Source organism: Pseudomonas sp. FSL W7-0098, from assembly GCF_005930585.1.
Classification (GTDB): domain Bacteria; phylum Pseudomonadota; class Gammaproteobacteria; order Pseudomonadales; family Pseudomonadaceae; genus Aquipseudomonas; species Aquipseudomonas bubulae.
In genome coordinates this window covers 83,246-105,406 of the sequence record NZ_RXHW01000009.1, presented here as the reverse complement: position 1 = coordinate 105,406, position 22,161 = coordinate 83,246, and the positions used below count along the sequence as shown (strand labels likewise).

At 59.5% G+C, this 22,161-nt stretch carries 22 protein-coding genes and 1 tRNA gene; 9 read left to right on the top strand and 14 right to left on the bottom strand.

Going from position 1 to position 22,161, the window contains the following annotated elements:
• Positions 1 to 69: 69 nt before the first annotated feature.
• The 3 genes from FHL07_RS17405 to FHL07_RS17395 all read right to left on the bottom strand — a co-directional run bounded on the left by FHL07_RS17405 (position 70) and on the right by FHL07_RS17395 (position 4,068).
• On the bottom strand, positions 70 to 2,508 hold the full coding sequence (locus FHL07_RS17405) for a TonB-dependent siderophore receptor (protein WP_095000760.1): 2,439 nt from the start codon (positions 2,506 to 2,508) through the stop codon (positions 70 to 72).
• A gap of 112 nt (positions 2,509 to 2,620) precedes the next feature.
• On the bottom strand, positions 2,621 to 3,568 hold the full coding sequence (locus FHL07_RS17400; RefSeq protein ID WP_138738732.1) for a FecR domain-containing protein: 948 nt from the start codon (positions 3,566 to 3,568) through the stop codon (positions 2,621 to 2,623).
• Complete coding sequence (locus FHL07_RS17395; RefSeq protein WP_095000762.1) at positions 3,568 to 4,068, bottom strand: sigma-70 family RNA polymerase sigma factor; 501 nt, start codon at positions 4,066 to 4,068, stop codon at positions 3,568 to 3,570. Before FHL07_RS17395 ends, FHL07_RS17400 begins: the two co-directional genes overlap by 1 nt.
• Positions 4,069 to 4,316: 248 nt before the next feature.
• Here FHL07_RS17395 and FHL07_RS17390 point away from each other — a divergent pair, with 248 nt between their 5' ends.
• Both FHL07_RS17390 and FHL07_RS17385 read left to right on the top strand, forming a co-directional pair.
• The gene (locus FHL07_RS17390) at positions 4,317 to 4,514 is read left to right on the top strand and encodes a type II toxin-antitoxin system HicA family toxin (RefSeq protein WP_095017820.1); all 198 of its coding nucleotides are present in this window, start codon (positions 4,317 to 4,319) and stop codon (positions 4,512 to 4,514) included.
• Entirely contained in the window at positions 4,511 to 4,921 is a 411-nt protein-coding gene (locus tag FHL07_RS17385; protein ID WP_095025194.1) for a type II toxin-antitoxin system HicB family antitoxin, read from the top strand. The genes FHL07_RS17390 and FHL07_RS17385 overlap by 4 nt, the downstream gene beginning before the upstream one ends.
• 99 nt (positions 4,922 to 5,020) lie before the next feature.
• Here the strand turns inward: FHL07_RS17385 and FHL07_RS17380 are convergent.
• The 3 genes from FHL07_RS17380 to FHL07_RS17370 form a co-directional block, all read right to left on the bottom strand.
• A tRNA-Thr gene (locus FHL07_RS17380) sits at positions 5,021 to 5,096 on the bottom strand.
• 186 nt (positions 5,097 to 5,282) lie between these two features.
• Positions 5,283 to 6,647: a heavy metal sensor histidine kinase gene (locus tag FHL07_RS17375; protein WP_138738731.1), complete on the bottom strand. Its 1,365-nt coding sequence runs from the start codon at positions 6,645 to 6,647 to the stop codon at positions 5,283 to 5,285.
• Complete coding sequence (locus FHL07_RS17370) at positions 6,640 to 7,314, bottom strand: heavy metal response regulator transcription factor (RefSeq protein WP_138738730.1); 675 nt, start codon at positions 7,312 to 7,314, stop codon at positions 6,640 to 6,642. Before FHL07_RS17370 ends, FHL07_RS17375 begins: the two co-directional genes overlap by 8 nt.
• Before the next feature lie 135 nt (positions 7,315 to 7,449).
• Between FHL07_RS17370 and FHL07_RS17365 the strand changes: the two genes are divergently transcribed.
• On the top strand, positions 7,450 to 7,929 hold the full coding sequence (locus FHL07_RS17365; RefSeq protein ID WP_095000766.1) for a GlcG/HbpS family heme-binding protein: 480 nt from the start codon (positions 7,450 to 7,452) through the stop codon (positions 7,927 to 7,929).
• Positions 7,930 to 7,956: 27 nt separating this feature from the next.
• Complete coding sequence (uraH, locus tag FHL07_RS17360; RefSeq protein WP_095017768.1) at positions 7,957 to 8,367, top strand: hydroxyisourate hydrolase; 411 nt, start codon at positions 7,957 to 7,959, stop codon at positions 8,365 to 8,367.
• A 105-nt stretch (positions 8,368 to 8,472) separates the two neighbouring features.
• On the opposite strand, the gene FHL07_RS17355 is transcribed toward uraH, so the two are convergent.
• Genes FHL07_RS17355 through FHL07_RS17335 form a run of 5 tightly spaced genes read right to left on the bottom strand, consistent with a single transcriptional unit; the run spans position 8,473 to position 12,643 of the window.
• On the bottom strand, positions 8,473 to 9,681 hold the full coding sequence (locus FHL07_RS17355; RefSeq protein ID WP_138738729.1) for a methyltransferase: 1,209 nt from the start codon (positions 9,679 to 9,681) through the stop codon (positions 8,473 to 8,475).
• On the bottom strand, positions 9,662 to 10,351 hold the full coding sequence (locus FHL07_RS17350) for an ABC transporter permease (RefSeq protein WP_095000769.1): 690 nt from the start codon (positions 10,349 to 10,351) through the stop codon (positions 9,662 to 9,664). Before FHL07_RS17350 ends, FHL07_RS17355 begins: the two co-directional genes overlap by 20 nt.
• The gene (locus FHL07_RS17345) at positions 10,351 to 11,043 is read right to left on the bottom strand and encodes an ABC transporter permease (protein WP_095000770.1); all 693 of its coding nucleotides are present in this window, start codon (positions 11,041 to 11,043) and stop codon (positions 10,351 to 10,353) included. Before FHL07_RS17345 ends, FHL07_RS17350 begins: the two co-directional genes overlap by 1 nt.
• A gap of 57 nt (positions 11,044 to 11,100) precedes the next feature.
• Positions 11,101 to 11,856 (bottom strand): ABC transporter substrate-binding protein, encoded by a 756-nt coding sequence (locus FHL07_RS17340; protein WP_095000771.1) that lies wholly within the window; start codon positions 11,854 to 11,856, stop codon positions 11,101 to 11,103.
• Between the two features lie 13 nt (positions 11,857 to 11,869).
• The gene (locus FHL07_RS17335) at positions 11,870 to 12,643 is read right to left on the bottom strand and encodes an ABC transporter ATP-binding protein (protein ID WP_088378475.1); all 774 of its coding nucleotides are present in this window, start codon (positions 12,641 to 12,643) and stop codon (positions 11,870 to 11,872) included.
• Between the two features lie 543 nt (positions 12,644 to 13,186).
• Here FHL07_RS17335 and gabP point away from each other — a divergent pair.
• From gabP to gltS, 4 genes are all read left to right on the top strand, one after another.
• Entirely contained in the window at positions 13,187 to 14,578 is a 1,392-nt protein-coding gene (gene gabP / locus FHL07_RS17330; RefSeq protein ID WP_095017765.1) for a GABA permease, read from the top strand.
• A gap of 193 nt (positions 14,579 to 14,771) precedes the next feature.
• Complete coding sequence (locus tag FHL07_RS17325; RefSeq protein ID WP_095000773.1) at positions 14,772 to 15,497, top strand: IclR family transcriptional regulator; 726 nt, start codon at positions 14,772 to 14,774, stop codon at positions 15,495 to 15,497.
• Positions 15,498 to 15,517: 20 nt separating this feature from the next.
• Positions 15,518 to 16,456, top strand: coding sequence for a formimidoylglutamase (gene hutG / locus FHL07_RS17320; RefSeq protein ID WP_095000774.1), 939 nt, complete (start codon positions 15,518 to 15,520; stop codon positions 16,454 to 16,456).
• A 57-nt stretch (positions 16,457 to 16,513) separates the two neighbouring features.
• Entirely contained in the window at positions 16,514 to 17,722 is a 1,209-nt protein-coding gene (gene gltS / locus FHL07_RS17315) for a sodium/glutamate symporter (RefSeq protein ID WP_095020136.1), read from the top strand.
• 97 nt (positions 17,723 to 17,819) lie between these two features.
• On the opposite strand, the gene FHL07_RS17310 is transcribed toward gltS, so the two are convergent.
• Both FHL07_RS17310 and FHL07_RS17305 read right to left on the bottom strand, forming a co-directional pair.
• Entirely contained in the window at positions 17,820 to 20,057 is a 2,238-nt protein-coding gene (locus tag FHL07_RS17310) for an ATP-binding protein (RefSeq protein WP_095000776.1), read from the bottom strand.
• Entirely contained in the window at positions 20,054 to 20,659 is a 606-nt protein-coding gene (locus FHL07_RS17305) for a biliverdin-producing heme oxygenase (protein WP_095017762.1), read from the bottom strand. The genes FHL07_RS17310 and FHL07_RS17305 overlap by 4 nt, the downstream gene beginning before the upstream one ends.
• A gap of 351 nt (positions 20,660 to 21,010) precedes the next feature.
• On the opposite strand from FHL07_RS17305, the gene FHL07_RS17300 reads away from it, so the two are divergent.
• Positions 21,011 to 21,256 carry a DUF1272 domain-containing protein gene (locus FHL07_RS17300; protein ID WP_095000778.1) on the top strand — a complete coding sequence of 82 codons (246 nt, stop codon included), beginning with the start codon at positions 21,011 to 21,013 and terminating at the stop codon, positions 21,254 to 21,256.
• 2 nt (positions 21,257 to 21,258) lie between these two features.
• Here the strand turns inward: FHL07_RS17300 and FHL07_RS17295 are convergent, their stop codons facing one another.
• The gene (locus FHL07_RS17295; RefSeq protein WP_138738728.1) at positions 21,259 to 22,155 is read right to left on the bottom strand and encodes an alpha/beta fold hydrolase; all 897 of its coding nucleotides are present in this window, start codon (positions 22,153 to 22,155) and stop codon (positions 21,259 to 21,261) included.
• Positions 22,156 to 22,161 lie beyond the last annotated feature (6 nt).

Genomic DNA, 22,161 nt, shown 5'->3' with positions numbered 1-22,161 from the left:
GGGCTACCCTGCTTGCGAAGCTCTGCAGGCCTTCGCGAGCGGGCTCGCTCCCACAATTGGATATGCGTGTCAGAAATCCCAGCGAGTGGTCAGCATAAAGTTGCGCGGCTCGCCATAAATCGCCGAGTTATAGAACCCGATATTGGTGTAGTAATACTTGTCGAACACGTTGTTGACGTTAAGCGTGGTCGACAGGTTTTCCGTGAATTGATAACGGGTCATCAGGTCCACCACCCAGTAGGGCTTTTGCGAGAAGTCTTCGTACCTGTCCTTGGGGCCGTTGAACATCTCTTGCCAGGCCGTGCTCTGCCAGCGTGCGCCACCGCCCACGGAGACTTTGTTGAGGTCGCCCTTCAGTTTGTAGATGGTGTAGAAGCTCAGTTGGTCTTCGGGTTCGAAGGTCGAGATCTTTTTACCGTTGTCATCGCGTACCACCTTGTGCGTGTAACCGGCCTGCAGGCTCCAGCCCGGGCTCAGCTCGCCGGATATCTCCAGCTCGTAGCCCTTGGTTTTAGCCGCAGTGCCCTTGAAGGCATAGTTGGGCGGGGTGGGTTGCAGGTTGTTCCAGGCATCGTCGGGGATGGGACGGTTGCTTTCCTTGACCTCAAAGTACGCCAGGCTGGCGTTCAGGCGGCCATCGAAGAACTCGCTCTTGAGGCCGATCTCGTAGTTTTCACCCTCGTCTGGGTCAAGCATTTTGCTGTTGCGATCCAGGTTGTAGAACTCCTGGGGCATGAATACATCGGTGTAGCTGGCATAGGCCGTCAGGTAATCGGTCAGGTCATAAGTAATGCCCGCATAGGGAATCAAGCGTCCTGTTTCGCGATAGGTATTGGTGGTACCCGTAAGGGTGTAGTCGACCACCCGCCCGCCCAGAAACACTTTCAGCTCATCTGTGACATTCAGGCGCGTGGTTGCATACATGCCGGTCTGGCGCACGGTGTCATCGCTGATTTGAGATGCGTTGCCCCAGTCAGGTTTGGCCAGATGGCCGTCCCAGTTGAAGTAATCCACCAGATTGGGGGTGGAGAAGGTCACGTCCCAATAGCCTTTGCCTTTCCAGTTGGCGGTACTGATGGAGCCGCCCAACACCAAATCGTGTTCACGGCCGAGAAACTCGTAGGGGCCGCTGACATAGAGGTCGGCCGCGTCGCTGGTGGTTTCGCCCTTGTAACGTTGAGCATTGATATTGGCGGTGCCATCAGCCGCAGGCTGGTTGAACTGAATCGCTCCCAGCTGGGCATCGTAGCCATTGATCTTGTGGTCCAGTTGCAGCTTGCCCACCCAACCTCTGCCCAGGTCCTGTTCCAGGGTCGCGAACACCGTGCGGGTGTATTGCTGCCAGCTGCTCCAGTCGGTGGCGTTGCTGAATGAGCGTTTGGCGCTGTTGATCTCGCCCGCGTAGTTGTACAGCGGGAAGCTCCCCGACCAGGTGGAGCCCTGGGGTTTGTTGTCCTGATAATCGGCGCCCACGGTCAGCAAGGTGTCTGGCGTCAGGTCGACTTCGAGGATGCCGTAGAACACCGAACTCTGGTTGGAGTAGCGGTCGATATACGATTGCCGGTCCTGATAGGCCGCTACCGCACGACCGCGCACATTACCGGTTTCGGTCAATGGGCCGCTGAGGTCTACTTCAGTCCGGTAGTTGTCCCACGAGCCTGCGCCTGCGGTGATATGGCCGTGAAAATCATGGGTGGGTTTTTTACGCACCAGGTTGATGGTGCCGCCCAGGGACCCCGCCCCGCTGAGCAAACCTGAAGCGCCCTTGAGTACCTCGATACGGTCATAAATAGCCATGTCGCTCAGGGTATTACCCGCTGAATAGGCAACGTTGCGTACGGCGGAGGGGATGCCGTCGTACTGGAAGTTGTTGATCGAAAAACCACGCGAGTAGTAGTTGGTGCGGTCCGTGTCGTAGGCCGAGACGGTAATGCCCGGTGTATGGCGCATCACGTCGTCAACATTGTCGAGGGCGAAGTCATCCATATGCTGGCGGGTGATTACGCTGATCGATTGCGGCGTTTCCCGCGGTGTGAGCACCAGGCGAGTGGCCGTGGCGATAGCGCCCGGCGTGTAGGAACCGGTGCCTTCGGTAACGGTACCCAACTGGTTGGTGACAACTTGAGTGGCCCCCAGCTCCAGCGCGGCTTCACTGTTGCTAGCGACCAGTACATAACCCCCGTTGCTCTGGCGCTCGGCTTGCAACCCGCTATTGGCAAGCAAGCGCTCCAGGCCTTCCTCGACGCTGTATGAACCTTCAAGCCCGCCGGTCTTGAGGTGACGGGCCTGTTCGGTATCAAACGAAATCGTAACCCCAGCCTGCACACCAAACCGGGTCAGGGCGCTGCCCAGAGGGCCAGGGGCAATCTGGTACTGCGCCTGGCTTTGCGCTGCGGCCTGGGCCGGTAGCAGCGCCAGACCGGACAGGCTGGCGAGGGACGCGCCAAATACCGCCAGGCGCACAGCGCGGGCTATTTTGGTGGTGGTATTGAGGGGGAGCGGGGGCATTCGATGATCCTTGCGTGGTCATGGCACAAACGCGCTGTAGTCGCGGCTTATGTCATTGACGGATGAGAATCTAAATCAGCAAGGTTAAAGTTCAAACCATTTGCACCTGAGCTTATGCCGGTTCGATGCTGGCCCAGTAGCGGGTGAAGAAGCGAACGTTGACTGGCAGGGTTTTACCCAGATTCTCCAGCACCGTATCGGTGTCATCGATACGAAAGGCCCCCGAGATGCGTAAATGCTGAACGGCTGTTGCACAACGCAGCACGCCCGGACGATAACGGCCCAACTCCTCGATAAAATCGCCCAGGCGCCAGTCGTCCACGCTCAACATGCCCTGTACCCAGGCGGTTGAGGCCGCAGGCAAAGGCTGAACCCTGCCGATTGCATTGCTATCGAAAGTGACTTGTTGTCCGGTCTCCAGACGCAGGGGCTGATGGATCAGCTCAAGCGGGCGAATTTCCACGGCGGATTGCAGCACCCCGACTCGTGTGTGCTCGGGCAATTGGCGCACGCTGAAACGGGTGCCAAGGGCGCGCACGCTGCCGTCCTCGGTCTGCACGATAAAGGGACGCTGCTCAGGATCCTTGGCGGTCTGAATCAAGATTTCACCCTGGTGCAGACGAATCACACGCTGTTTGGCGTCGAAGTGGATATCCAGCGCAGTGTTGGCGTTCAGCTCCAGTTGTGAGCCATCCTCAAGGCGCAGCGAACGCCGCTCACCGACGGCGGTACGCTGCCCCGCAAGCATCGAGCGATAGGGCACCTGCTCGGCCGCCAGCCAGGTACCGCTGCCAACGGCCAGCAGCATGCCAAGGATTTTCAGCACATCACGGCGTTGGGTTTTTGCGGCGTCGAGGCTGGAGAGAGCGGCCTCCTGGGGCATCAATGCCCATTGGCGCTGGAACCTCTCAAGCCGTGCCCAGGCCGCTTCATGTTGTGGGCAGGCTCTCAACCAGGCCTGCCAGTCCCGGGTGCGAGCCTCGTCGGTGGTGCCGTCATTAAGTTGTACATACCAGGTGGCAGCAGCCTCCAGCGCCTTGAGATCCGGGGCAGGGGACATCAATTGTCGACCAGCAACAGGCAGCGGGTCATGGCGCGAATCAAATGATTTTTCACCGTGGTAACCGACACCTCGAAACGCTCGGCGACGGCAACATAACTCAAGCCTTCGAGCTGCACGGCGAGGAAAATTTCCCGCGTTCTGGGGCCCAGCTCATCGAGCAGGCTGTCGATCGAAATCAGCGTTTCGATAATCGACAGGCGTATTTCTGGCGAAATATCCACAGGCTCGGGCTTGAGTGCCAGCGCCTGCAGATAGGCTTGCTCGATGGTGCGGCGGCGCACTTTGTCGATCAACAGCGAGCGGGCAATGGCGCTCAGATAACCACGGGGCTCCCGAATGGGTGTGTCATGGCGTGCAGTCATGACCCGCAGGAACGTGTCCTGGGCCAGGTCGCAGGCATCCGCCGTATTGCCCAGGCGCACGCGCAACCAGCCCTTTAGCCAACTGTTGTGATCGCTGTACAACCGATGAAGAGCTGAAGGGTCGAGCGCCGACATAATGATGCAACCAAAATGTAATTGGTAATCGATCGCATTATTGTGATGGGACAGTATTTATGCAAGGGGGAGGTTCATTGGGGGGGGGGGGGCGGACAGCGATAATACTGCTGGAGATAGAGTCGTTCGGGTGCACAGGGTGTAACACAACTCTAAGCCGATCGCGTTTTTTGGTGTGTAGTGTGTGTATTTTACGATTGCACCATTTTTCAATGGTGTGTAGCGTACACACAATGCGTGGTGATCAAGTGCGAAGTCGTGAGCTTATTGAATTATTGGTGGCAGATGGATGGTTTGAGATCGCAATCAAGGGAAGTCACCATCAGTTCAAGCATCCAGCCAAAGCGGGTCGGGTAACGGTTCCACATCCCAAGTCAGAAATTGCCATAGGGACGCTGCACAACATTCTCAAATCCGCAGGTCTCAAGGGAGAGTTACGGTCATGAAATTTCCAGTGGTCATACATAAAGACGCAGATTCCGAATTCAGCGTAACGGTGCCTGATGTGCCAGGCTGTTTTTCTGCCGGGAGCACTTTTTCGCAAGCGCTGGATAACGTGCAGGAAGCATTGGCTTTGCATCTGGAAGGCATTGTTGCGGACGGCGGCGAGCTGCCGCAGGGCAAGGACGTGGATGCCCACCTGGAGAACCCGGATTTTGTCGGTGGAATATGGGCAATCGTTGACTTCGATTTGACGCCTTACCTTGGCAAGTCGGTTCGGTTCAACGCTTCTTTGCCAGAAAACCTGTTGCAGCGCATTGATGAACGAGTGAGCAGGGACCACCGCTATGCATCCCGTTCGGGGTTTCTAGCAACAGCTGCATTGCGCGAGCTGAGCGTTCAGAATTTTTAATCGGCTCAAGACCATCACCATGTGGTGCTCTTGAGTCTTCTCCAAACCCTGAAAACAAAAAAGGCCCACCTTTCGGTGAGCCTCTTCTGGTGTTGCGTATGGTGCCGGCACCAAGAGTCGAACTCGGGACCTACTGATTACAAGTCAGTTGCTCTACCAACTGAGCTATACCGGCGTTATGGGCGACGAGTATACCCGGATGTTTGGGCTTGTAAACCCCTGATAACAGACTATTTTCACGTTTCTGACCGGCGCTCGGTGAAGGAGGGGGGCAAGCGCTCCGTCGTGACCCGATTTTTCGCCGAATTGGTCAGCGCCGACACTTCGTCGCACCGCCGCGCCCACAGGAAAACTAAAAAGGTTATTGAGCAAACCCCAGTTCAAACAGCGTGCCGCTGGTATCACTGACCACCCGCACCTGGCCGCCATGCAATTGCATGATCGAATGCACAATCGCCAACCCGAGCCCGCCCGAGTCCCCCGGTTGGGCCCGTGAAGGATCGACCCGGTAAAAACGGTCAAACAACTTGCCCAGATGCTGCGCCTCAATCGGCGGGCCAGGGTTGTGCACACCGATCCAGCAAAACCCGGCATCGTCATGGCGCTGCAAGCGTACGGTAGAGCCCGGTTGAGCATGGCGCACGGCATTGGCCAGTAAATTGCCCAGTGCCCGCTGCAGCAGCTGTTGATCGGCCATCAGCGAGCCGCTGAGCTGATTGTCCAACTGCAGCTGCCGGTCCTCAGCGAGTGCTTCGAAGTAATCGCACAGCTCGTCGCCCACCTCACCAAGGTCCAGCACTTGCAACTGCAACGGGCGCTGGCCGTGTTCGGCGCGGGCGAGAAACATCAGGTTTTCGGCCATACGGTTGAGCCGCTCGTACTCTTCGATATTCGACGCAAGTACTTCCTGGTACTCAGTCGGGCTGCGTGACTGGTTCAGTGCCAGGCTGTTGCTGCCCAGCAGGTTGTGCAACGGCGTGCGGATTTCATGGGCCAGGTCGGCGGAGAACTGTGACAGCCGCGCAAAGCTGTCTTCCAGGCGTGTCAGCATGGCGTTGAGAGCCTGTACCGGCTCCTTGAGTTCGGCAGGCACGTCATGTGTGGCCATGCGCTGGTCAAGGCTGCGCGGATCGATGCCAGCCATGGCGTGGGCCAGCTCACGCAAAGGCTCAAGGCCGCGACGCAACAGCAACAGGCCAAGGCCGAAAGCCAGCAGCGCGCCCAGACCCACAGCGCCATACAAGCGCAGGCGATAACTGGCGAGCATTTGCTCACGCTCGTCAAGACGCTTGCCTACGGTCACGCTCAGAGTTTCACCGGCGGGCCCCTGGGCCATCCCGACCAGCAATACTGTCTGGTCCAGCGTTCTGATATCTGCACGCTGCGGTGCGCGTCCCTGGGCAATGGGCTGCATATCCGGCAAGGTTTGCTGATGAGGGTTGATGGCGATCAGAGGGCTGCCATCGGCGCGCTTGACCAGTAGCACACTGTCCAGGTTGCCCAGCATGTTCTGGTACAGGCGCGGGCGCTCCTGCAGGGCTTCGAGGCTATCGCTGTCATGCAGCAGGGCGCGCACTTGTTCAAAGCGCCCGAGCAGCGCCTGGTCATCACGAAACGCCAGTTCCGAGGCCAGCGATCGATACAGAAACACCCCGATCACACTCAGTACCAACGCGCAGGTCATGGCGATCGCCAGCGCCAGACGCCAGGCGATGGATTTACTCATCGGGTGCTTCCAGTTGATAACCAACGCCGCGCACGGTGTGGATCAACTTGGGCATGTAGGGATCGTCGACCTTGGCCCGCAGGCGACGCACGGCGACTTCGACCATATTGGTGTCGCTGTCGAAATTTAGGTTCCACACTTGGGAGGCGATCAGGGTGCGGGACAGCACCTCGCCCGGGCGGCTGGCCAGCAGTTGCAGCAGGGCGAATTCCTTGTTGGTCAGGCTGATGCGCTGGCCACCCCGGCTGACGCGACGGCGCAGCACGTCGATTTCAAGATCGGCGATGGCATACGACTCGGCCTCGCGTAGCGGGCCGCGACGCAGCAGCGTGCGCACCCGGGCGAGCAACTCGGCAAAGGCGAAAGGTTTGAGCAGGTAATCGTCGGCGCCTAGCTCCAGGCCGCGCACGCGGTCTTCGATAGCATCCCTGGCGGTCAAAAACAGCACCGGTGTGGCGCCGCGCTGGCGAATCAGTTGCAGCAGTTGCCAGCCATTGAGCCCCGGCAGCATCACGTCAAGGATGATCAGGTCGTATTCCTGCTGTTCGACAAAATAGCGCCCGTCCAGGCCGTTGAGTGCCACATCCACGGCAAAGCCGGACTCCTTGAGGCCCTTGGCCAGGAAGTCGGCGGTCTTGGCTTCATCTTCAACCACTAGCAAACGCATCGCACACCTCGATCAATCGTCTGCACAGGCTAGGCGCCTTCGTCGGTGTTGCCTATTACAAACTTGTAATGCAACTGACGGGGTTCTGACGAGGAGCGCTGGTTAAGGTGGGCCCATTCGTACAGGAGCTTGCCCATGATGTTGAAAACCTTGTTGTTGTGGACTGCCGTTGGCGTTGCCGGCGTGGCCCAGGCGGCGCCGAATCTGGCGCGCCATGCCGATCTGGACCTGGCCACCGCCCGCCAGTTGGCCGACGCGACCCTCAAGCACTGCACCGGGGCGCTGAGCGTGCTCGACCGGGGTGGCAACGTGCTGATGGCGCAGCGTCCGGAAGGCGTTGGCCCGCACAACCTGCTGGCGAGCCAGCGCAAGGCGTATACCGCGCTGTCGACCAAAACCCCGACCCGGCTGTTTGCCGAGCGTGCGCGTAACAACCCCGAGGCCGCCAATCTCAACTCCATTGCCGAGCTGTTGCTGCTGGGCGGCGGTGTGCCGTTGTTCGCCGAAGGTGAACTGGTGGGCGCGCTGGGCGTGGCCGGGGCGGGCGGTGCTGAGCAGGACGAAGCCTGCGCGATCAAGGCTGCCGGGCAAGTTGGCCTGACCATTCAACGTTGATCAGATTTTAACCACTGAGGACTTACCATGAAATCGTTGCGAATCACCCTGGCGGCTTTAAGCCTGAGCGCTGTGTCGAGCCTGGCGCTGGCTGCCGGCAATCCGTTGAGCGTGCATGTGCTGAATCTTGAAAACGGTCTGCCGTCCCCGGGGGTCAATGTGACCCTGGAAAAGCATGTGGGCAAGGATTGGCAGCCGCTGGCGCAAGGCGTGACCAATGAGCAGGGACGTATTGGCGAGTTGTTCCCGGGCAAACAGGCGTTCGAGGCGGGGGAGTACCGGGTGGTATTCAAGACCGGCGATTATTTCAAGAAGGCAGGGCGTGACACGTTCTTCCCGGAAATCCCGGTGATTTTTGAAGTGAAGAATGTGGATCAGCATTACCACATTCCGTTGTTGCTCAGCCCTTATGGTTTTTCGACATATCGCGGGTCGTAGTCCTGCGAAACCCTTTGTGGGAGCGGGCTTGCTCGCGATGAGATCGCTGTGGTTTAACTGTCAGACCGCAGCGCCTGAATCGCGAGCAAGCCCGCTCCCACAGGGTTATCCACAGCGCTGCGCAAGCACCATCAAATTGCGCGGCGTCAGCTGGCTGTCGCAGAACTCGCCAACCTGCACTGCATAGCCGTTCTCCTCCAGGTAGAGCGCCCGATCGAGCACCAACCACAGTTCCAGCGGGCGGCGAAACAGCCCGCGCACCAATTCCAGGTTGCGCACCTGCGCCAACCTCTCCCAGCCTGCGGCTTCCAGCGCCGGCCAGTCTTCTTCGCCACTTGTGGATAAGTTCTTCAGCGCCGCCAAGTCCGAGCAGTACTCGGCAAACGGCTTGTTCAGCCAACTGCTGGGCAGCGAGGGTGTGGATAAGTACTCATCACACTGACGGCGCTGGCGCTGCCACAGATCAAAACCCAAGCGCCGTGCCATCGACTGGTCACGCTGAAGGCGCACGCGGGTGCCGGCGGTCACGGTTTCGCTCATGGGCAGGCTCAGGTCTTCCAGCGACAGTTGCAGGGAAGATGCCTTGGCGGCTGTGGATAACGCTTGATAGTGCGACCCGCCGATGCGGTTGTAGCAGCAGGGGGATACGGCAAGTTGTGCACAACCCGCCGCGCTGGCCAGTTGCAGCAGGCGCACATGCAAATCGCCGCAGGCGTGCAGCGCCACGGGTGTCATTTGGGGTGTGAGCTGCCGGGCTGCTGCTTCAGCGAGCACATCTTGCTGAACATGACGGGCCGCCAGTTGATGACGCTGGCTCAGGTGTTGGCCGGATTCGATCAATGCCGGATCATATTCCAGGCACGTCAGTTGTTGCCCGGCACTTAACAGCCGGCGCCCCAAATGCCCCTTGCCCGCACACCAGTCCAGCCAGTGGGTTGGCGCTTGTGCAAAGGTCAGGCTCTGGGCGAAGGCCTCGATCTGTTGCCATTTGCGCCCGGGTACATCCACTTGTAAGCGCGGGTTTACGGGCGCAAGGGCTTGGGCCGCTAGTCGTGGCACTGCGCTCAGGGCAAGGGAAGTCGCCGCCAGTTCAGGGAACGGCGCAGGGGCGGGCAGGTGTTGGGGGTGGTTGTGGCTGGCTTCGGCGTCTTGCAGCGAACGCTGGCGCAACCACTGCGCCAGTTTCGGGTTTTGCGCTTCCCACGGCACGTTCAACTGAGTGAAGGGCCGTGGGCGCCAGAGGTGCTGGTGGTTTTGCAGAAACCCGTCCAGCGCCTCGAAGCGGGCAAGCAGGTCAGCGCCCTTGGCAGGCATCGACGCGCAACCAGCGCTCCAGCAGTTTGAAGCCCTGGATCAGCACAAACGACATGACCAGGTAAATTGCCCCGGCAGCCAGGAACATGTCCACGGTCTGGTAGTTGCGGGCAATGATGGTGCGGGTCATTCCGGTCAGTTCCAGCAGGGTCACGGTACTCGCCAGCGAGCTGGCTTTGAGCATCAGGATCACTTCGTTGCTGTAGGCCGGCAGACCGATGCGTGCAGCGCGTGGCAGGACGATATGCACCAGGGTCTTGAAACGCGACATGCCCAGGGCCCGTGCTGCCTCGATTTCACCTGGCGGGATGGCCTGGATCGCGCCGCGCAGGATCTCGGCAATGTAGGCAGCGGTGTGCAGGGTCATGGTGATGATCGCGCACCAGAACGGGCTGCGCAGGTACGGCCACAACGCGCTGTCACGCACCACATCGAACTGCGCCAGGCCGTAATAGACCAGAAACAGCTGGATCAGCAACGGCGTGCCGCGGAAGAAAAAGATGTAGGCGTAGGGCAGTGAGCGCACATACCAGAGCTTGGATGAGCGGGCGATGCCCAACGGGATGGCCACGATCAGACCGGCGATCACCGAGATGGCGGTCAGCTCCAGGGTCAGGGTCGCACCCTGCATCAGCTTGGGCAGCCACTTGAGGATTACTTCCCACTCCATTACGTCCTCCTCACGAAGCCGCGCGCTGCGCGTTTTTCAAGCACGTGCATGGTGCCCATGGCCAGTACGGTAAGGCCCAGGTACATCACGGCTGCCACCATGTAGAAGGTGAACGGGTGTTTGGCGAAGGTCACGGCGTTTTGCGCCTGACGCATGATTTCTTCAAGGCCGATGACCGACACCAGCGCGGTGTCCTTCATCAGGATCATGAACAGGTTACCCAGGCCGGGCAGGGCAATGCGCCACATTTGCGGCAGCACCAGCTTGGTGAAAATCCGCGGTTTGGACAGGCCCAGTGCCATGCCCGCTTCGCGGTGGCCCTTGGGAATGGCCAGGATGGCACCGCGGAACACTTCGGTGGCATAGGCACCAAAGCACAGGCCCAGCGCGAGTACACCCGCCGCAAAGGCGCTGAGGGTGAGGTCGGGCATGCCGATGTATTCGCCAATGGTGCGCACCAGGTTCACGCTGCCAAAGTAGATCAGCAACACCCAGAGCAGTTCGGGCACGCCGCGAACCAGGGTCGAATAGGCGCCGCCCAACCATCTAAGCGGTTTGAAGGGGGAGGTCTTGGCCAAGGCACCGAGCAATCCGAGCACCAGGCCCAGACACAGCGCGGTAAGTGCCAGTTTGACGGTCATCAGCGCGCCAGCGGCAAGCGCCGGGCCGAATCCGTATAAATCGATAGTCATGGGGTAGGCAGGCTTTGCTAGGGACCGGCGCGCCTACAGGCGCACCGGTCAGGCAGGTCAGTAGATGCTGAACGGGAAGTACTTGTCGTTGATCTTCTTGTACGTGCCGTCTTCAACGATTTGCTTGAGGGCCAGGTTCAGCTTGGCACGCAGTTCGTTGTCGCCTTTGCGCAGGGCGATGCCGACCTTGTCGTCTTCGTTGACCGGTTCACCCTTGAACTCGTATGCCTGGCCAGCCGGGCTTTTCAGCCAGTCGTAGTTGGCGTACTTGTCAGCCAGCAGCGCGTCTACACGGCCCGAAGTCAGGTCGAGGTAGGCGTTTTCCTGAGTGTCGTACAGGGAGATGGTGGCGTCGGTACCCAGGTTGTCATCCAGCCAGGTCGCAGCCTGGGTTGAACGCTGAGTGCCCAGGGCCTTGCCCTTGAGGGACGCGAGATCGGTTTTGAAGTCGACTTTTTTCGGCGCGATGAACTGCTGCTTGTTGGAGTAGTACGGGTCGGTGAAGTCCACCGCCTGCTTGCGTTCGTCAGTGATCGACAGCGACGACACGATGAAATCGTACTTTTTGGCGTTCAGTGCCGGGATGATGCCGTCCCAGTCGGAGGTGACGATTTCACACTCGGCTTTCATCTTGGCGCACAGGGCCATGGCGATATCCGGGTCGAAGCCCACGACTTCACCACTGGCGTTCTTGTTGTTGAACGGTGGGTAAGCGCCCTCAATGCCGACTTTGTACTTGTCTGCAGCCAAGGCGTTGGCGCTGAAAACCAGTGTGGCGGCAGCGGCCATGAGAAGCTTTTTATAGTTCTGCATTCGTGTTGCTCCGTTAGCGGTTGCTGGACATGAATTGTTTACAGCGCGCCGAAACCGGGTTGTCGAACACCTGTTCTGGCGACCCTTGCTCTTCGATCAGGCCCTGGTGCAAAAACACTACTTCGGTGGACACCTGACGGGCAAAGCCCATTTCGTGGGTGACCAACAGCATAGTGCGACCTTCTTCGGCGAGTGCGCGGATCACACTAAGTACTTCTTGAACCATTTCCGGGTCAAGTGCCGATGTCGGTTCATCGAACAGAATCACTTTGGGCTGCATGGCCAGGGTGCGGGCAATCGCTGCGCGTTGCTGCTGGCCACCGGACAATTCGGACGGATAGGCATGGCGTTTTTCCGCAATGCCGACTTTGGCCAGCAATGCTTCTGCCACTTCGATGGCCTCGGCCTTGCTTTGCCCCAGTACGCGACGTGGCGCCTCGATAATGTTGTCGAGGATGGTCATGTGCGGCCACAGGTTAAAGTTTTGAAACACAAAACCCAGTTCGCTGCGCATGCGGTTGATCTGCTTGCCGTCGGCCGCGATCAGTTCGCCATTTTTGGCTTTCTTGAGTTTGAGCTCTTCCCCGGCGACCACGATCTGGCCTTCGTGGGGGTTTTCCAGAAGGTTGATGCAGCGCAGCAGAGTGGACTTGCCGGAACCGGAAGAACCCAGGATCGAGATCACGTCGCCGTCGCGTGCGGTCAGCGAGATACCCTTGAGTACCTCAAGCTCGCCGTAGCGTTTGTGCAAGTTGCGGATTTCAAGCGCGGGCGTGGCCAAAGCCATGTGCGTTCCTCTTTGTGTTCGGGTGCGATCCTGCTGTTGGGCGGCCTTCCTGGCGCAGGCCAAGCTAGCATAGGGTTGCAGAGGCAACCAGCCGCCCTGAAGACACAAAAGGCGCGAGGGTGGCAGTTTGTCGCATCGCTACAGCAGAGTGTCGCGCCGACAACAACCGACCCTGTAATTCGCCGTTCGGCCAGACAGGTGTCGCTTAAAAAAGGTCGCGATGTTGCCAGCTTTGGCCCGGTGTTGGAAGCGCGAACCTACTAAAGGTTAAAGATGTGCACTGCTTTTGGGCCATATGGGGTGTTTTGGGTATTTTTGGTGCGTCGAGACCCTTGTAGCTGAGTGTTTCGGTAACGACTTGGCGAAATGCCATTGCGCTCAATGGCTTGCAATGTCTGTTGCAAATCGTTGCAGCCCGCGGAAACCGTGCATGTGTCACATTCTGGCTCAGTTATTGCGTCAAGGATTCTAAACGTCCCGTTGGTTACTTTTTACGAAAGTCAACGCGGGTGCTCGGAATGGCTTCAATGAAAGGTAGTCCCAATGAGCAATACGCAATCCTCTAGCGGCCTGGAACAAGGGCTCAAACCACGGCATGTGACCATGCTGTCGATTGCCGGTGTTATCGGCGCCGGTTTGTTTGTCGGTTCCGGACACGCGATTGCCCAAGCGGGCCCTGCCGTGTTGCTGGCTTATGCCGCAGCAGGCACCTTGGTCGTGCTGGTGATGCGCATGCTGGCCGAAATGGCCGTTGCCTCGCCTGATACCGGTTCGTTCTCCACTTACGCCGACCGTGCCATCGGGCATTGGGCTGGTTTTACCATTGGCTGGCTGTACTGGTGGTTCTGGGTCCTGGTGATCCCGCTGGAAGCTGTCGCCGCAGGTACCATCCTGCATGCCTGGTTCCCGGGTACGGCGATCTGGGTGTTTACCCTGGTCATCACCCTGTTGCTGACCGCCACCAACCTGTTCAGCGTCAAGAACTACGGTGAGTTCGAGTTCTGGTTTGCGCTGGTCAAGGTGCTGGCGATTATTGGCTTTATCATTTTGGGTCTGCTGGCCATTTTCGGCTATCTGCCTACCAGCCAGGTCAGCGGTGTCGCGCATCTGTCCGATACCATCGGCTTTATGCCCAATGGCATGGGCGCTGTTCTGGCTGCCATGCTGACCACCATGTTCTCGTTCATGGGCACTGAAATTGTCACCATCGCGGCGGCGGAATCCAAAGATCCGAGCAAGCAGATCACCAAGGCCACCAATTCGGTGATCTGGCGTATTGGCCTGTTCTATCTGGTATCGATTTTCATCGTTGTGGCCCTGGTGCCGTGGAACGACCCGAGCCTGGCGCAGTTGGGTTCCTACCAGACCGTACTTGATCGCATGGGCATCCCGAATGCCAAGCTGATCGTTGATATCGTGGTACTGATCGCCGTAACCAGCTGCCTGAACTCGGCGCTCTACACCTCTTCGCGCATGCTCTACTCCCTGAGCAAGCGTGGTGATGCACCGGCTGCGGCCAAGCGCACCAATGCTGCGGGCACGCCTTACTGGGCGGTGATGATGTCCACGGGTGCAGCTTTTGTAGCGGTATTTGCCAACTATGTGGCGCCGGCTGCCGTGTTCGAGTTCCTGCTGGCCAGCTCTGGCGCGATCGCGCTGCTGGTGTATCTGGTGATTGCCGTGTCGCAACTGCGCATGCGCCAGAAGCGTACGGCCCTGGGCGAGAACATCTCGTTCAAGATGTGGCTGTTCCCGGGCCTGACCTATGCGGTAATCGTCTTTATCGTGGCTATTCTGACGGTCATGCTGTTCCAGGAAGCGCATCGCGTTGAAATCATGGCGACCGGTATGCTGAGCATTCTGGTGGTGGTGGCAGGCCTGCTGGTGGCACGCCGTCGTCGCATTGAGAAGTTGGGGGCACCGGTACTCAACTGAGGCCAGGACGGTTCTCGCGGTTGAATACCCAGAAAAGCCGTCATCCTTCGGGATGGCGGTTTTTTTGTGCCTGTAAGGGGGGCAATTTGCGACCGCTGATCACTATCTGGCGGTTTTTTCCCATTCAGTGGGAATCGAATTTCAGCTAATGGGAAACACCGTGCACCATGCAGGCAAGAGCATGGGGCCGATAATGAACTACAACACGCCAACTGATCGCTTGCTGCAAATCCTCGTCAGCCTGGGGCAATCCGCCGAGGCGATCTCCGCCAAGGCGCTTTCCGAGCAACTGGGGCAACCGCTGAGCAGCACCTATCGCCACCTCAACACCCTGTTGCGTTGGGGCCTGGCCGAAGAGAACGGCCAGGGCCGCTATCTGCCAGGGCCAGCCTGTTTGCAGCTGGCGAAAAAATTTGACCGCGAAGCGGTGCTGGTAACGCTGGCCAAACCTGAACTCAAGCGTCTGGCCGAGCAAAGCCAGGAGAGCGTGGCCTTGATGGTGCCGAGCAACGGTCAGGCGATTTGCATTGAGCTGGTCGACAGCCCGCAGCCGCTGCGCTGCTGTTACCAGAAGGGGCTGGCCCAGCCGCTGCTGGTCGGCGCTTCTGCGCGGGTGCTGCTGGCGTATATGGATGAAGCGCACAGTGTGTCGGCGCTTCTGGCGCAAGGCGTCGAGCCTGAAGAAGTTGCCACCTATCAGCGCAGCTTTGCCCAGATCCGTGCTGCCGGTTATGCCGTGAGTGTGAGTGAGATCGACGACGGTATTTGGGGCATCAGCGCGCCGTTGCTCGACAGCCGCAATCGCCTGCAAGGCGCCATCAGCCTTATGGCCCCGGCTACCAGGGCACACACCCGCAGTGAACGCCTGATCCGCTGGACCCAGGACGTTGCCCTGCGCCTGAGCGCCCGGCTCGACTGAATTTGACTGGAGTTTCAAACATGACGGTTGTACCCGACATGTCCTTGTGGACAGGCCGTATTGATGCCGCTGAAGGGCAGGGCGCGTTGCGCTGGCATCAATGGGTCAAGCCTGTGGCCGATGGCCTGCCAGCGGGGGCTGCATTGATTGGTTTGGCCAGCGATGAAGGGGTCAGGCGCAATCAGGGCCGTACCGGTGCCCGCAAGGGGCCGGTGGCCTTGCGCAAGGCCTTGGCCAATCTGGCATGGCACGGTCACGCGCCGCTGTACGACGCCGGTGATGTGAGCTGCGCGGGCGATGATCTGGAGGGCGCGCAGCAAGGCTATGGCCAACAGGTCAGCCATTTGCTCGACCAGGGGCATTTACCGCTGGGCCTGGGTGGCGGGCACGAAATCGCCTTTGCCAGTTTCAGTGGTCTGGTTGATCACTTGCGCCGCAAGCACCCGCAGCCACGCATTGGCATTCTCAATTTCGATGCGCATTTCGATTTGCGCCACGCCGAACAAAGCAGCTCAGGCACACCCTTCCGGCAGATTGCCGAGGCTTGCCAGCGTTTCGATATGCCGTTCACCTATTGCTGCCTGGGTGTCAGCCAGTTGAACAATACCCAGGCCCTGTTTGAACAGGCCGGGCGCCTGAATGTGCGTTACCGCCTCGACCGGCAAATGAACAGCTGGGACATCCCCGCCTGCGAAGCGTTGATCGATGATTTTCTGCAAGACGTCGATCACCTCTACATGACCCTTTGCCTTGATGTCCTGCCCGCCAGCCAGGCCCCCGGCGTCAGTGCGCCGTCTGCCCATGGGGTGGACATGCAGATCGTCGAGCACCTGGTACGCCACGCCAAAGCCAGCGGCAAATTGCGCATGGCCGACATCGCCGAGCTCAACCCGAGCCTGGACATCGACAACCGAACCGCCCGCATTGGCGCGCGTCTGCTCGCCAGCCTGATTGATTAAGTTTTGCGCAAATCCCTGAAACCGCTTGTTGAATCATAAGAAAAAGAGAAATTCGCCATGCTGACATTCGAACTGGATGCGCTGAGCACCCTTGCTCTCGCGTTGCTCCTGCTGGGCCTGGGTGCCCAACTGAAAAAGCGCAGCTACTGGCTGCGTCAATTGTGTGTTCCTGCACCGGTCATCGGTGGTTTTGGGTTTGCCTTGGTGATCTGGTTATTACGGGATCAGCAACTGCTCAACCTGAGCCTCGACACCAGCCTGCAAACCCCGCTGATGGTGGCGTTCTTCACCACCGTGGGTTTGGGTGGCAGCCTGGGGTTGTTGCGCAAGGGCGGCAAGCTGCTGTTTATCTACCTGGGCGCGTGCTGGGGCCTGGCGCTGGTGCAAAACGTGGTGGGAGTGAGTGTGGCCAAGCTGCTGGGCATCGACCCGCTGCTGGGGATCATGGCCGGGGCGGTGTCACTGGAGGGCGGCTTTGGTGCGGCGGCAGCCTTTGGGCCGATTGCTGAAAACCTGGGGGCGGTCGGGGCTACGACTGCCGCGCTCGCCGCTGCAACCTTTGGCATGGTGGCCGGCGGTTTGCTCGGCAGCCCGCTGGCGCGCTGGTTGATCGAGCGCAACAAACTGGTGGTCAAGGCCGAAGCCGCGGGCAGTCTCAAGGCGTTCGAAGACGTGGTCCACACCCCTGTGGCCGCGCTGGATGCCGCAACCCTGCTGCGTTTGCTGACCTGCATTGTGGTGATTATGGTGCTGGGGTTCTGGCTGGGCTCCAGCTTGCAGCAGCAACTGGGTATCGTCTTGCCGAGCTATGTGGGGGCCATGTTCGTCGCGATCATCCTGCGCAACCTCAATGACCGGGCCCAGCTGATCGAGGTGCCCGACCATGCCGTCAGCACTATCGGTGATGTGTGCCTGGGCATGTTCCTGACCATGGCCATGATGAGCTTGAAGTTCTGGGAGCTGGAGAAGCTCGGCTTGCCGTTGCTGGTGATTCTGGTGGTGCAGGTGGTGATCATGATCCTGCTGTGCGTGTTCGTCCTGTTCCGCCTGTTTGGCCGCAACTACGACGCCGCGGTCTTGTGCGCTGGTTTCATGGGGCACGGGCTGGGCGCGACGCCCAATGCCGTGGCCAATATGGGGGCCATCTGCGATCACTACAAAGTCTTCTCGTACAAGGCCTTTATCATCGTGCCGCTGTGTGGGGCGGTGCTGATCGATATCGTGGCGATCCCGATGATCACCTGGTTTATCAACGCCTTCAGCTGACGGGTTGAATGTAAAACGGCCGCTCTCCCGTCAAGGAGGCGGCCGTTTTTATGCAGCATTCAGGTGTGATAGCTGCAGGGCATTGTGCTGTTAACCATCAGACCATTCTTGGGACCGTGAAGCGAAACTCGCTGCCTTCTCCCGGTGTACTTTCGGCCAGTAGCTGGCCGCCATGGGCCTTGATGATGCCCTGGGAAATGTACAGCCCCAGGCCCGTGCCCAGCGCGTTGCCTTCTTTAGCCGTCCAGTAGCGGTCGAAGATATGTGGCAGCTGTTCGGGGGCTATGCCCTTGCCCGAATCTCGCACGCTGAACACGATATCGTCCCCGTTGGACATGGCTGCTACGCCGATCTTGCCCTGTGCGGGGGTGAACTTGATCGCATTGCCGATCAGGTTGGAAAGCACCTGGAACAGGCGTTCGGGGTCGGCGCTGATTTTCAGGTCGGGCTCGGCGTGGAAAGTCAGTTCCACGGCTTTGTCCAGCGCCAGCGGCGCGAGCAACGACAGTGCCTCTTCAAAAATCTGGCTGACTTCCAGTGGCTGCGGGCTGATGGTGTAGCGACCGGCTTCGATTTTCGAGGTGTCGAGCAAATCGTCGAGCAGCACGTTCATGCGGCTGCTGGCCTGCTGCATGGTGTCGATGGCCGAGGTGATGCGTCGCGATGTGTGCGGGCCGTCGCTACTGAAGGCCTTTTGCATCATGCCGCAGAGCATCGAGATGATGGTCATGGGGTTGCGCAGGTCGTGGGAGACCACCGCCACCAGCTCGTCGCGTGCGCGCACGGCCTGTTGCTCGCGCAGCACCTGGCGCGACAGGTCGTTTTCCAGGGCCGAGCGGCGCAGGTCATTGGCAGCAAACAGATCGCCGTGGCTCCATTTGCTGGAGATGCCGTCCATCTCGACTTTCCAGATTTCGAACGAGGTGCGCGGGCTCAGGCGCAGGCCGTTGCTGCCGGCTTCCAGGTTCAGCGGTTTATTGGGGTCGCCGCTCCACTGGATGCTTTCTTTGACTTCGCGGCGAAACCACAGCACGGCGTTGTCCACGGGCTTGGGCAGGGTCATGGCCAGCAGGCCGCTGGCGATGTCCTTGTACTGTGCTGCCGGGGCGTGCAGGGTGCTGAGGTTGTGGCTGGAGAAGACTGGCTGGCCGCTGTCCTTGAACCATTGGTACAGCGCGCGAGTGTCTTCCGGGGAGGGGCACTGACCATAACGGTGCAGCACCTTGTCTTCCAGAATCGCCACGCCGCTGGCGCCAGTCAGATCCATCAAGGCTTCGGGCATTTGTGCCAGGCCTTCAAACACGGCTGCGGTGCTTTGCACCATGGCGGCGTTGAGGCGCACCAGGGCATCCATCTTGGCTTCGCGCTGACGGCTGATTTCCAGGGTTTGCAGGGCGCTGATCTGCAGGGACAGCACCTGACCGATGGTCTGGCAGGCCATGCGCAGTTCATGGGGGACATGCAGCGTCTGGCGATGCCCGCAACTGATGAGTCCCCACAGGCGCTCGCCATCCATCAGCGAGATGCTCATGGACGACAGCACGCCCATGTTCTTCATGTACTGGCAGTGAATCGGAGACACGCTGCGCAATACGGCCCCGCTCAGATCCAGTGCCTCGCCGGTGTCCGGGCGCAATGTGGGAATCAGCGGCACAGGTTGGTAATCGGCGTTCGGAATAATGCGCAGCCAGTGGGTGCGGTACAGCTCGCGGGCTTGTTCAGGGATGTCGGAGGCAGGGAAAAACATGCCGTTGAACAATTCCATCGCTGGCGAGGAGGCTTCCGCGATGACCTGGCCGTGGCCTTCATCCTGAAAACGGTAGATCAGAACCCGGTCGTAGCCCGTCAGTGCCTGGATCTCGCGCACGCAGATTTCATACAGTGCGGTGAGGGTCTTGGCCCCTTGCAGGCGTTGCAGCATACGGCTCAGGTTGCGCACCTTGCCCATGGTGCTGTGAATTTCTGAGTCATCGGGTTTGAGTTCCAGCTCCAGAACCAGAATGCCCTGGTCACGGTGCAGCAGGCCTTCGTATTCACGCCCCAGCAGGTTCAGGGCCAAAGGCGGAGCATCGGCCAGCGTGGTGTAGACGGCGGCCTGCTGCACTGCGTTGGCGGCTTCGGAGCCGCTGAGGGCGGCCAGTGGCAGGCCCAGCAGTGATTCGGCACTGACGCCGAACAGGGTCAGCACATTGGCACTGACCTGCTGGATCTGCAGCCCCGGCTCCGTCAGTGTCACGAGCAGGCCGTGGGGCTGGATCGCCCCGGGAAAGCGAATGGGTTCATCAGCACAATTGGCCAGCAAGCGTTCAAAGGCTTGAGGGTCCTGTGGGGTCATAATAAAACCTCCTGACGTTCGAGCCAGTGCTCGAAACAGCTAAATGTTGAGCTGGCAGCCTGTACGGCCTGGTCTCGCGCTTGGGCGTCCAGGGGCACGCTGCCCAGAAACTCCAGGAATGCCTTCCATTGCCGCCCGGTGGCCTCGCCGTACACGTAAAGGAAAGCGCAGCCGTTGTGTCCCTCCAGGCCCAGTCGTTGCGACATCTGCTTGCGCAGCACGTTGCCGCCCAGAGTGGCGCCTTCCAGCACATACAACACACCCAGTACGCAGGCGGGGCTGTGCAATGCCGGAAGGGTTTCGCACAGTGCAAGCGACTGGATGCTGACCCCCAGGGCCTGCAGATCCCGACGCAGCGCGGGTGTTTTGAGTCGTGCCTGCAGGTCGAAATCGTGGGTCATCCAGGGGCTGTGTTGCAGTCGCTCCTCCAGCTCGTGATAGAAGCCGTAGTAAGCGCTCAACAGGCGCGTGTAGCGTTCAAGGTCGAGTGTATTGCTGAAGAACGGCAGGCGTTTTTCAAGGGCTACATGGCGTGTATGAGTGCCAGCGCGTAGCTCGTGCAGAACGGGCGATACCGCTGATAAAGGTTGGTCTTCTGACATGCCTTGTAGGACGGCTCTCTGTGTGGCGCGTGAATTAGGCGCTCATAACTGTAGGAGGTCATGGTAATAAAAAAGTGCAATTATTTTGCTACAAAACCGGGCAGAACAGTGGTTGTTTGAGTGCGCACAGGCTCGACTTCTCCCCTTAGCAGGATGCTTATTGGGTAGGCTCAATTCGTGACGCGCTGCGTCACAGCTTCGAAGGTTTGCAATGGCGAGGATGTGTATCGCAGGTTGGATACATTTAGGCCATTCCCGAATTCAGCTCTCTTGGCTTAGATCGGGGTTGGTTTTTCGTAGGAAGCGTCTTAAATGTAAAGATGAAAATTACCGGTTCAATGTGAGGTGCTTATGCTCGAATTACGCCCCAATTGCGAATGCTGTGATTGCGATTTGCCGCCAGATTCAGCACAAGCGCGGATTTGCTCATTCGAGTGCACCTTTTGTGCGACATGTACGGAGCAGCATCTAGGTGGTCTTTGCCCCAATTGCGGGGGCGAGCTGTTGGTCCGGCCGCGTAGACCGGTGAGCAAGTTGGCGAGCAATCCGCCGTCCAGTGAGCGGGTGTACAAACCTGAAGGCTGTGCTGCGCGTTGATTTTAAAGCCCCTCACCCTGGCTCTCTCCCGAGGGAGAGGGTGCTTTTATAGAGACTGTCTGCCCCGGGACATCCCCGTTCAATTCCCCGCGTTGCAACCACTGCAAGGCAATCGGCCATAGGCTGTCCTGAAAGCGGCTATGGAAAAACGCGAAATGACCTATGGCTGTTTCGCCAATGTCTTGCGGCTGGATACGCAGATGCGTACGCGAGCTGGCACTGAAGTAGTTCAGCAGGCGTTCGATGGCCGCGACAGTACCGAAAGGATCGTCAGTGAAGCTGATGGCGAGGGTTTTGGCCGTAACCGAGCAAAAGGGCAGGGCAGTGAAGCTTCGGGCGCTGGGGAGTTTTTCGTAGCGGGTACTGAAGGCGCCCCAGTCCTTGACCACCCCCGCCGGGGTATCTTCGAGCCAGCCCAGGCGCTTGCCCGGGAAGTAGCCGCACATGCGGGTCAGCAACGGCATGACCCCGTGCCATTTGGCGAGCATCTGCCAGCGCTGTGCGGGTGCGTAGTCGCGCCAGTGGGCATATTGCGCACCGACTGTGACCAAATGGCGAATCGCCAGCCCGGAAGCCGCCAGGCCCGCCGCACAACCGCCAAAGCTATGGCCCACCACGTCGATCGGCTGGCCGGGGTACTCGCGCTGTGCGCGCTTGAGCACCGCTTCTGCGTCCAGCGTGCCCCAGTCCGACCAGGAGGCCGTAAAACCGCGCAACGATCCGCTGCGTGAGGCGCCGATGCCGCGGTAGTCGAACAGCATCACGTCCATGCCCTGGCGGAACAGGTATTCGGCAAACCGCGAGTAATACTGGCAACGCACCGAGGTGGCGGCGTTGATGATGATCACTGCTCGCGTGCTGTCCGGTATGCGCTGGCGCCATTCGAAACCGCCCAGCAGGTAACC

What these genes read in the sequence shown, in the direction of transcription:
- FHL07_RS17405 (WP_095000760.1), bottom strand. Translation starts at nt 2,508, where the DNA reads ATGCCCCCGCTCCCCCTCAATACCACCACCAAAATAGCCCGCGCTGTG.
- FHL07_RS17400 (WP_138738732.1), bottom strand. Translation starts at nt 3,568, where the DNA reads ATGTCCCCTGCCCCGGATCTCAAGGCGCTGGAGGCTGCTGCCACCTGG.
- FHL07_RS17395 (WP_095000762.1), bottom strand. Translation starts at nt 4,068, where the DNA reads ATGTCGGCGCTCGACCCTTCAGCTCTTCATCGGTTGTACAGCGATCAC.
- FHL07_RS17385 (WP_095025194.1), top strand. Translation starts at nt 4,511, where the DNA reads ATGAAATTTCCAGTGGTCATACATAAAGACGCAGATTCCGAATTCAGC.
- FHL07_RS17375 (WP_138738731.1), bottom strand. Translation starts at nt 6,647, where the DNA reads ATGAGTAAATCCATCGCCTGGCGTCTGGCGCTGGCGATCGCCATGACC.
- FHL07_RS17370 (WP_138738730.1), bottom strand. Translation starts at nt 7,314, where the DNA reads ATGCGTTTGCTAGTGGTTGAAGATGAAGCCAAGACCGCCGACTTCCTG.
- FHL07_RS17365 (WP_095000766.1), top strand. Translation starts at nt 7,450, where the DNA reads ATGATGTTGAAAACCTTGTTGTTGTGGACTGCCGTTGGCGTTGCCGGC.
- uraH (WP_095017768.1), top strand. Translation starts at nt 7,957, where the DNA reads ATGAAATCGTTGCGAATCACCCTGGCGGCTTTAAGCCTGAGCGCTGTG.
- FHL07_RS17355 (WP_138738729.1), bottom strand. Translation starts at nt 9,681, where the DNA reads ATGCCTGCCAAGGGCGCTGACCTGCTTGCCCGCTTCGAGGCGCTGGAC.
- FHL07_RS17350 (WP_095000769.1), bottom strand. Translation starts at nt 10,351, where the DNA reads ATGGAGTGGGAAGTAATCCTCAAGTGGCTGCCCAAGCTGATGCAGGGT.
- FHL07_RS17345 (WP_095000770.1), bottom strand. Translation starts at nt 11,043, where the DNA reads ATGACTATCGATTTATACGGATTCGGCCCGGCGCTTGCCGCTGGCGCG.
- FHL07_RS17340 (WP_095000771.1), bottom strand. Translation starts at nt 11,856, where the DNA reads ATGCAGAACTATAAAAAGCTTCTCATGGCCGCTGCCGCCACACTGGTT.
- FHL07_RS17335 (WP_088378475.1), bottom strand. Translation starts at nt 12,643, where the DNA reads ATGGCTTTGGCCACGCCCGCGCTTGAAATCCGCAACTTGCACAAACGC.
- gabP (WP_095017765.1), top strand. Translation starts at nt 13,187, where the DNA reads ATGAGCAATACGCAATCCTCTAGCGGCCTGGAACAAGGGCTCAAACCA.
- FHL07_RS17325 (WP_095000773.1), top strand. Translation starts at nt 14,772, where the DNA reads ATGAACTACAACACGCCAACTGATCGCTTGCTGCAAATCCTCGTCAGC.
- hutG (WP_095000774.1), top strand. Translation starts at nt 15,518, where the DNA reads ATGACGGTTGTACCCGACATGTCCTTGTGGACAGGCCGTATTGATGCC.
- gltS (WP_095020136.1), top strand. Translation starts at nt 16,514, where the DNA reads ATGCTGACATTCGAACTGGATGCGCTGAGCACCCTTGCTCTCGCGTTG.
- FHL07_RS17310 (WP_095000776.1), bottom strand. Translation starts at nt 20,057, where the DNA reads ATGACCCCACAGGACCCTCAAGCCTTTGAACGCTTGCTGGCCAATTGT.
- FHL07_RS17305 (WP_095017762.1), bottom strand. Translation starts at nt 20,659, where the DNA reads ATGTCAGAAGACCAACCTTTATCAGCGGTATCGCCCGTTCTGCACGAG.
- FHL07_RS17300 (WP_095000778.1), top strand. Translation starts at nt 21,011, where the DNA reads ATGCTCGAATTACGCCCCAATTGCGAATGCTGTGATTGCGATTTGCCG.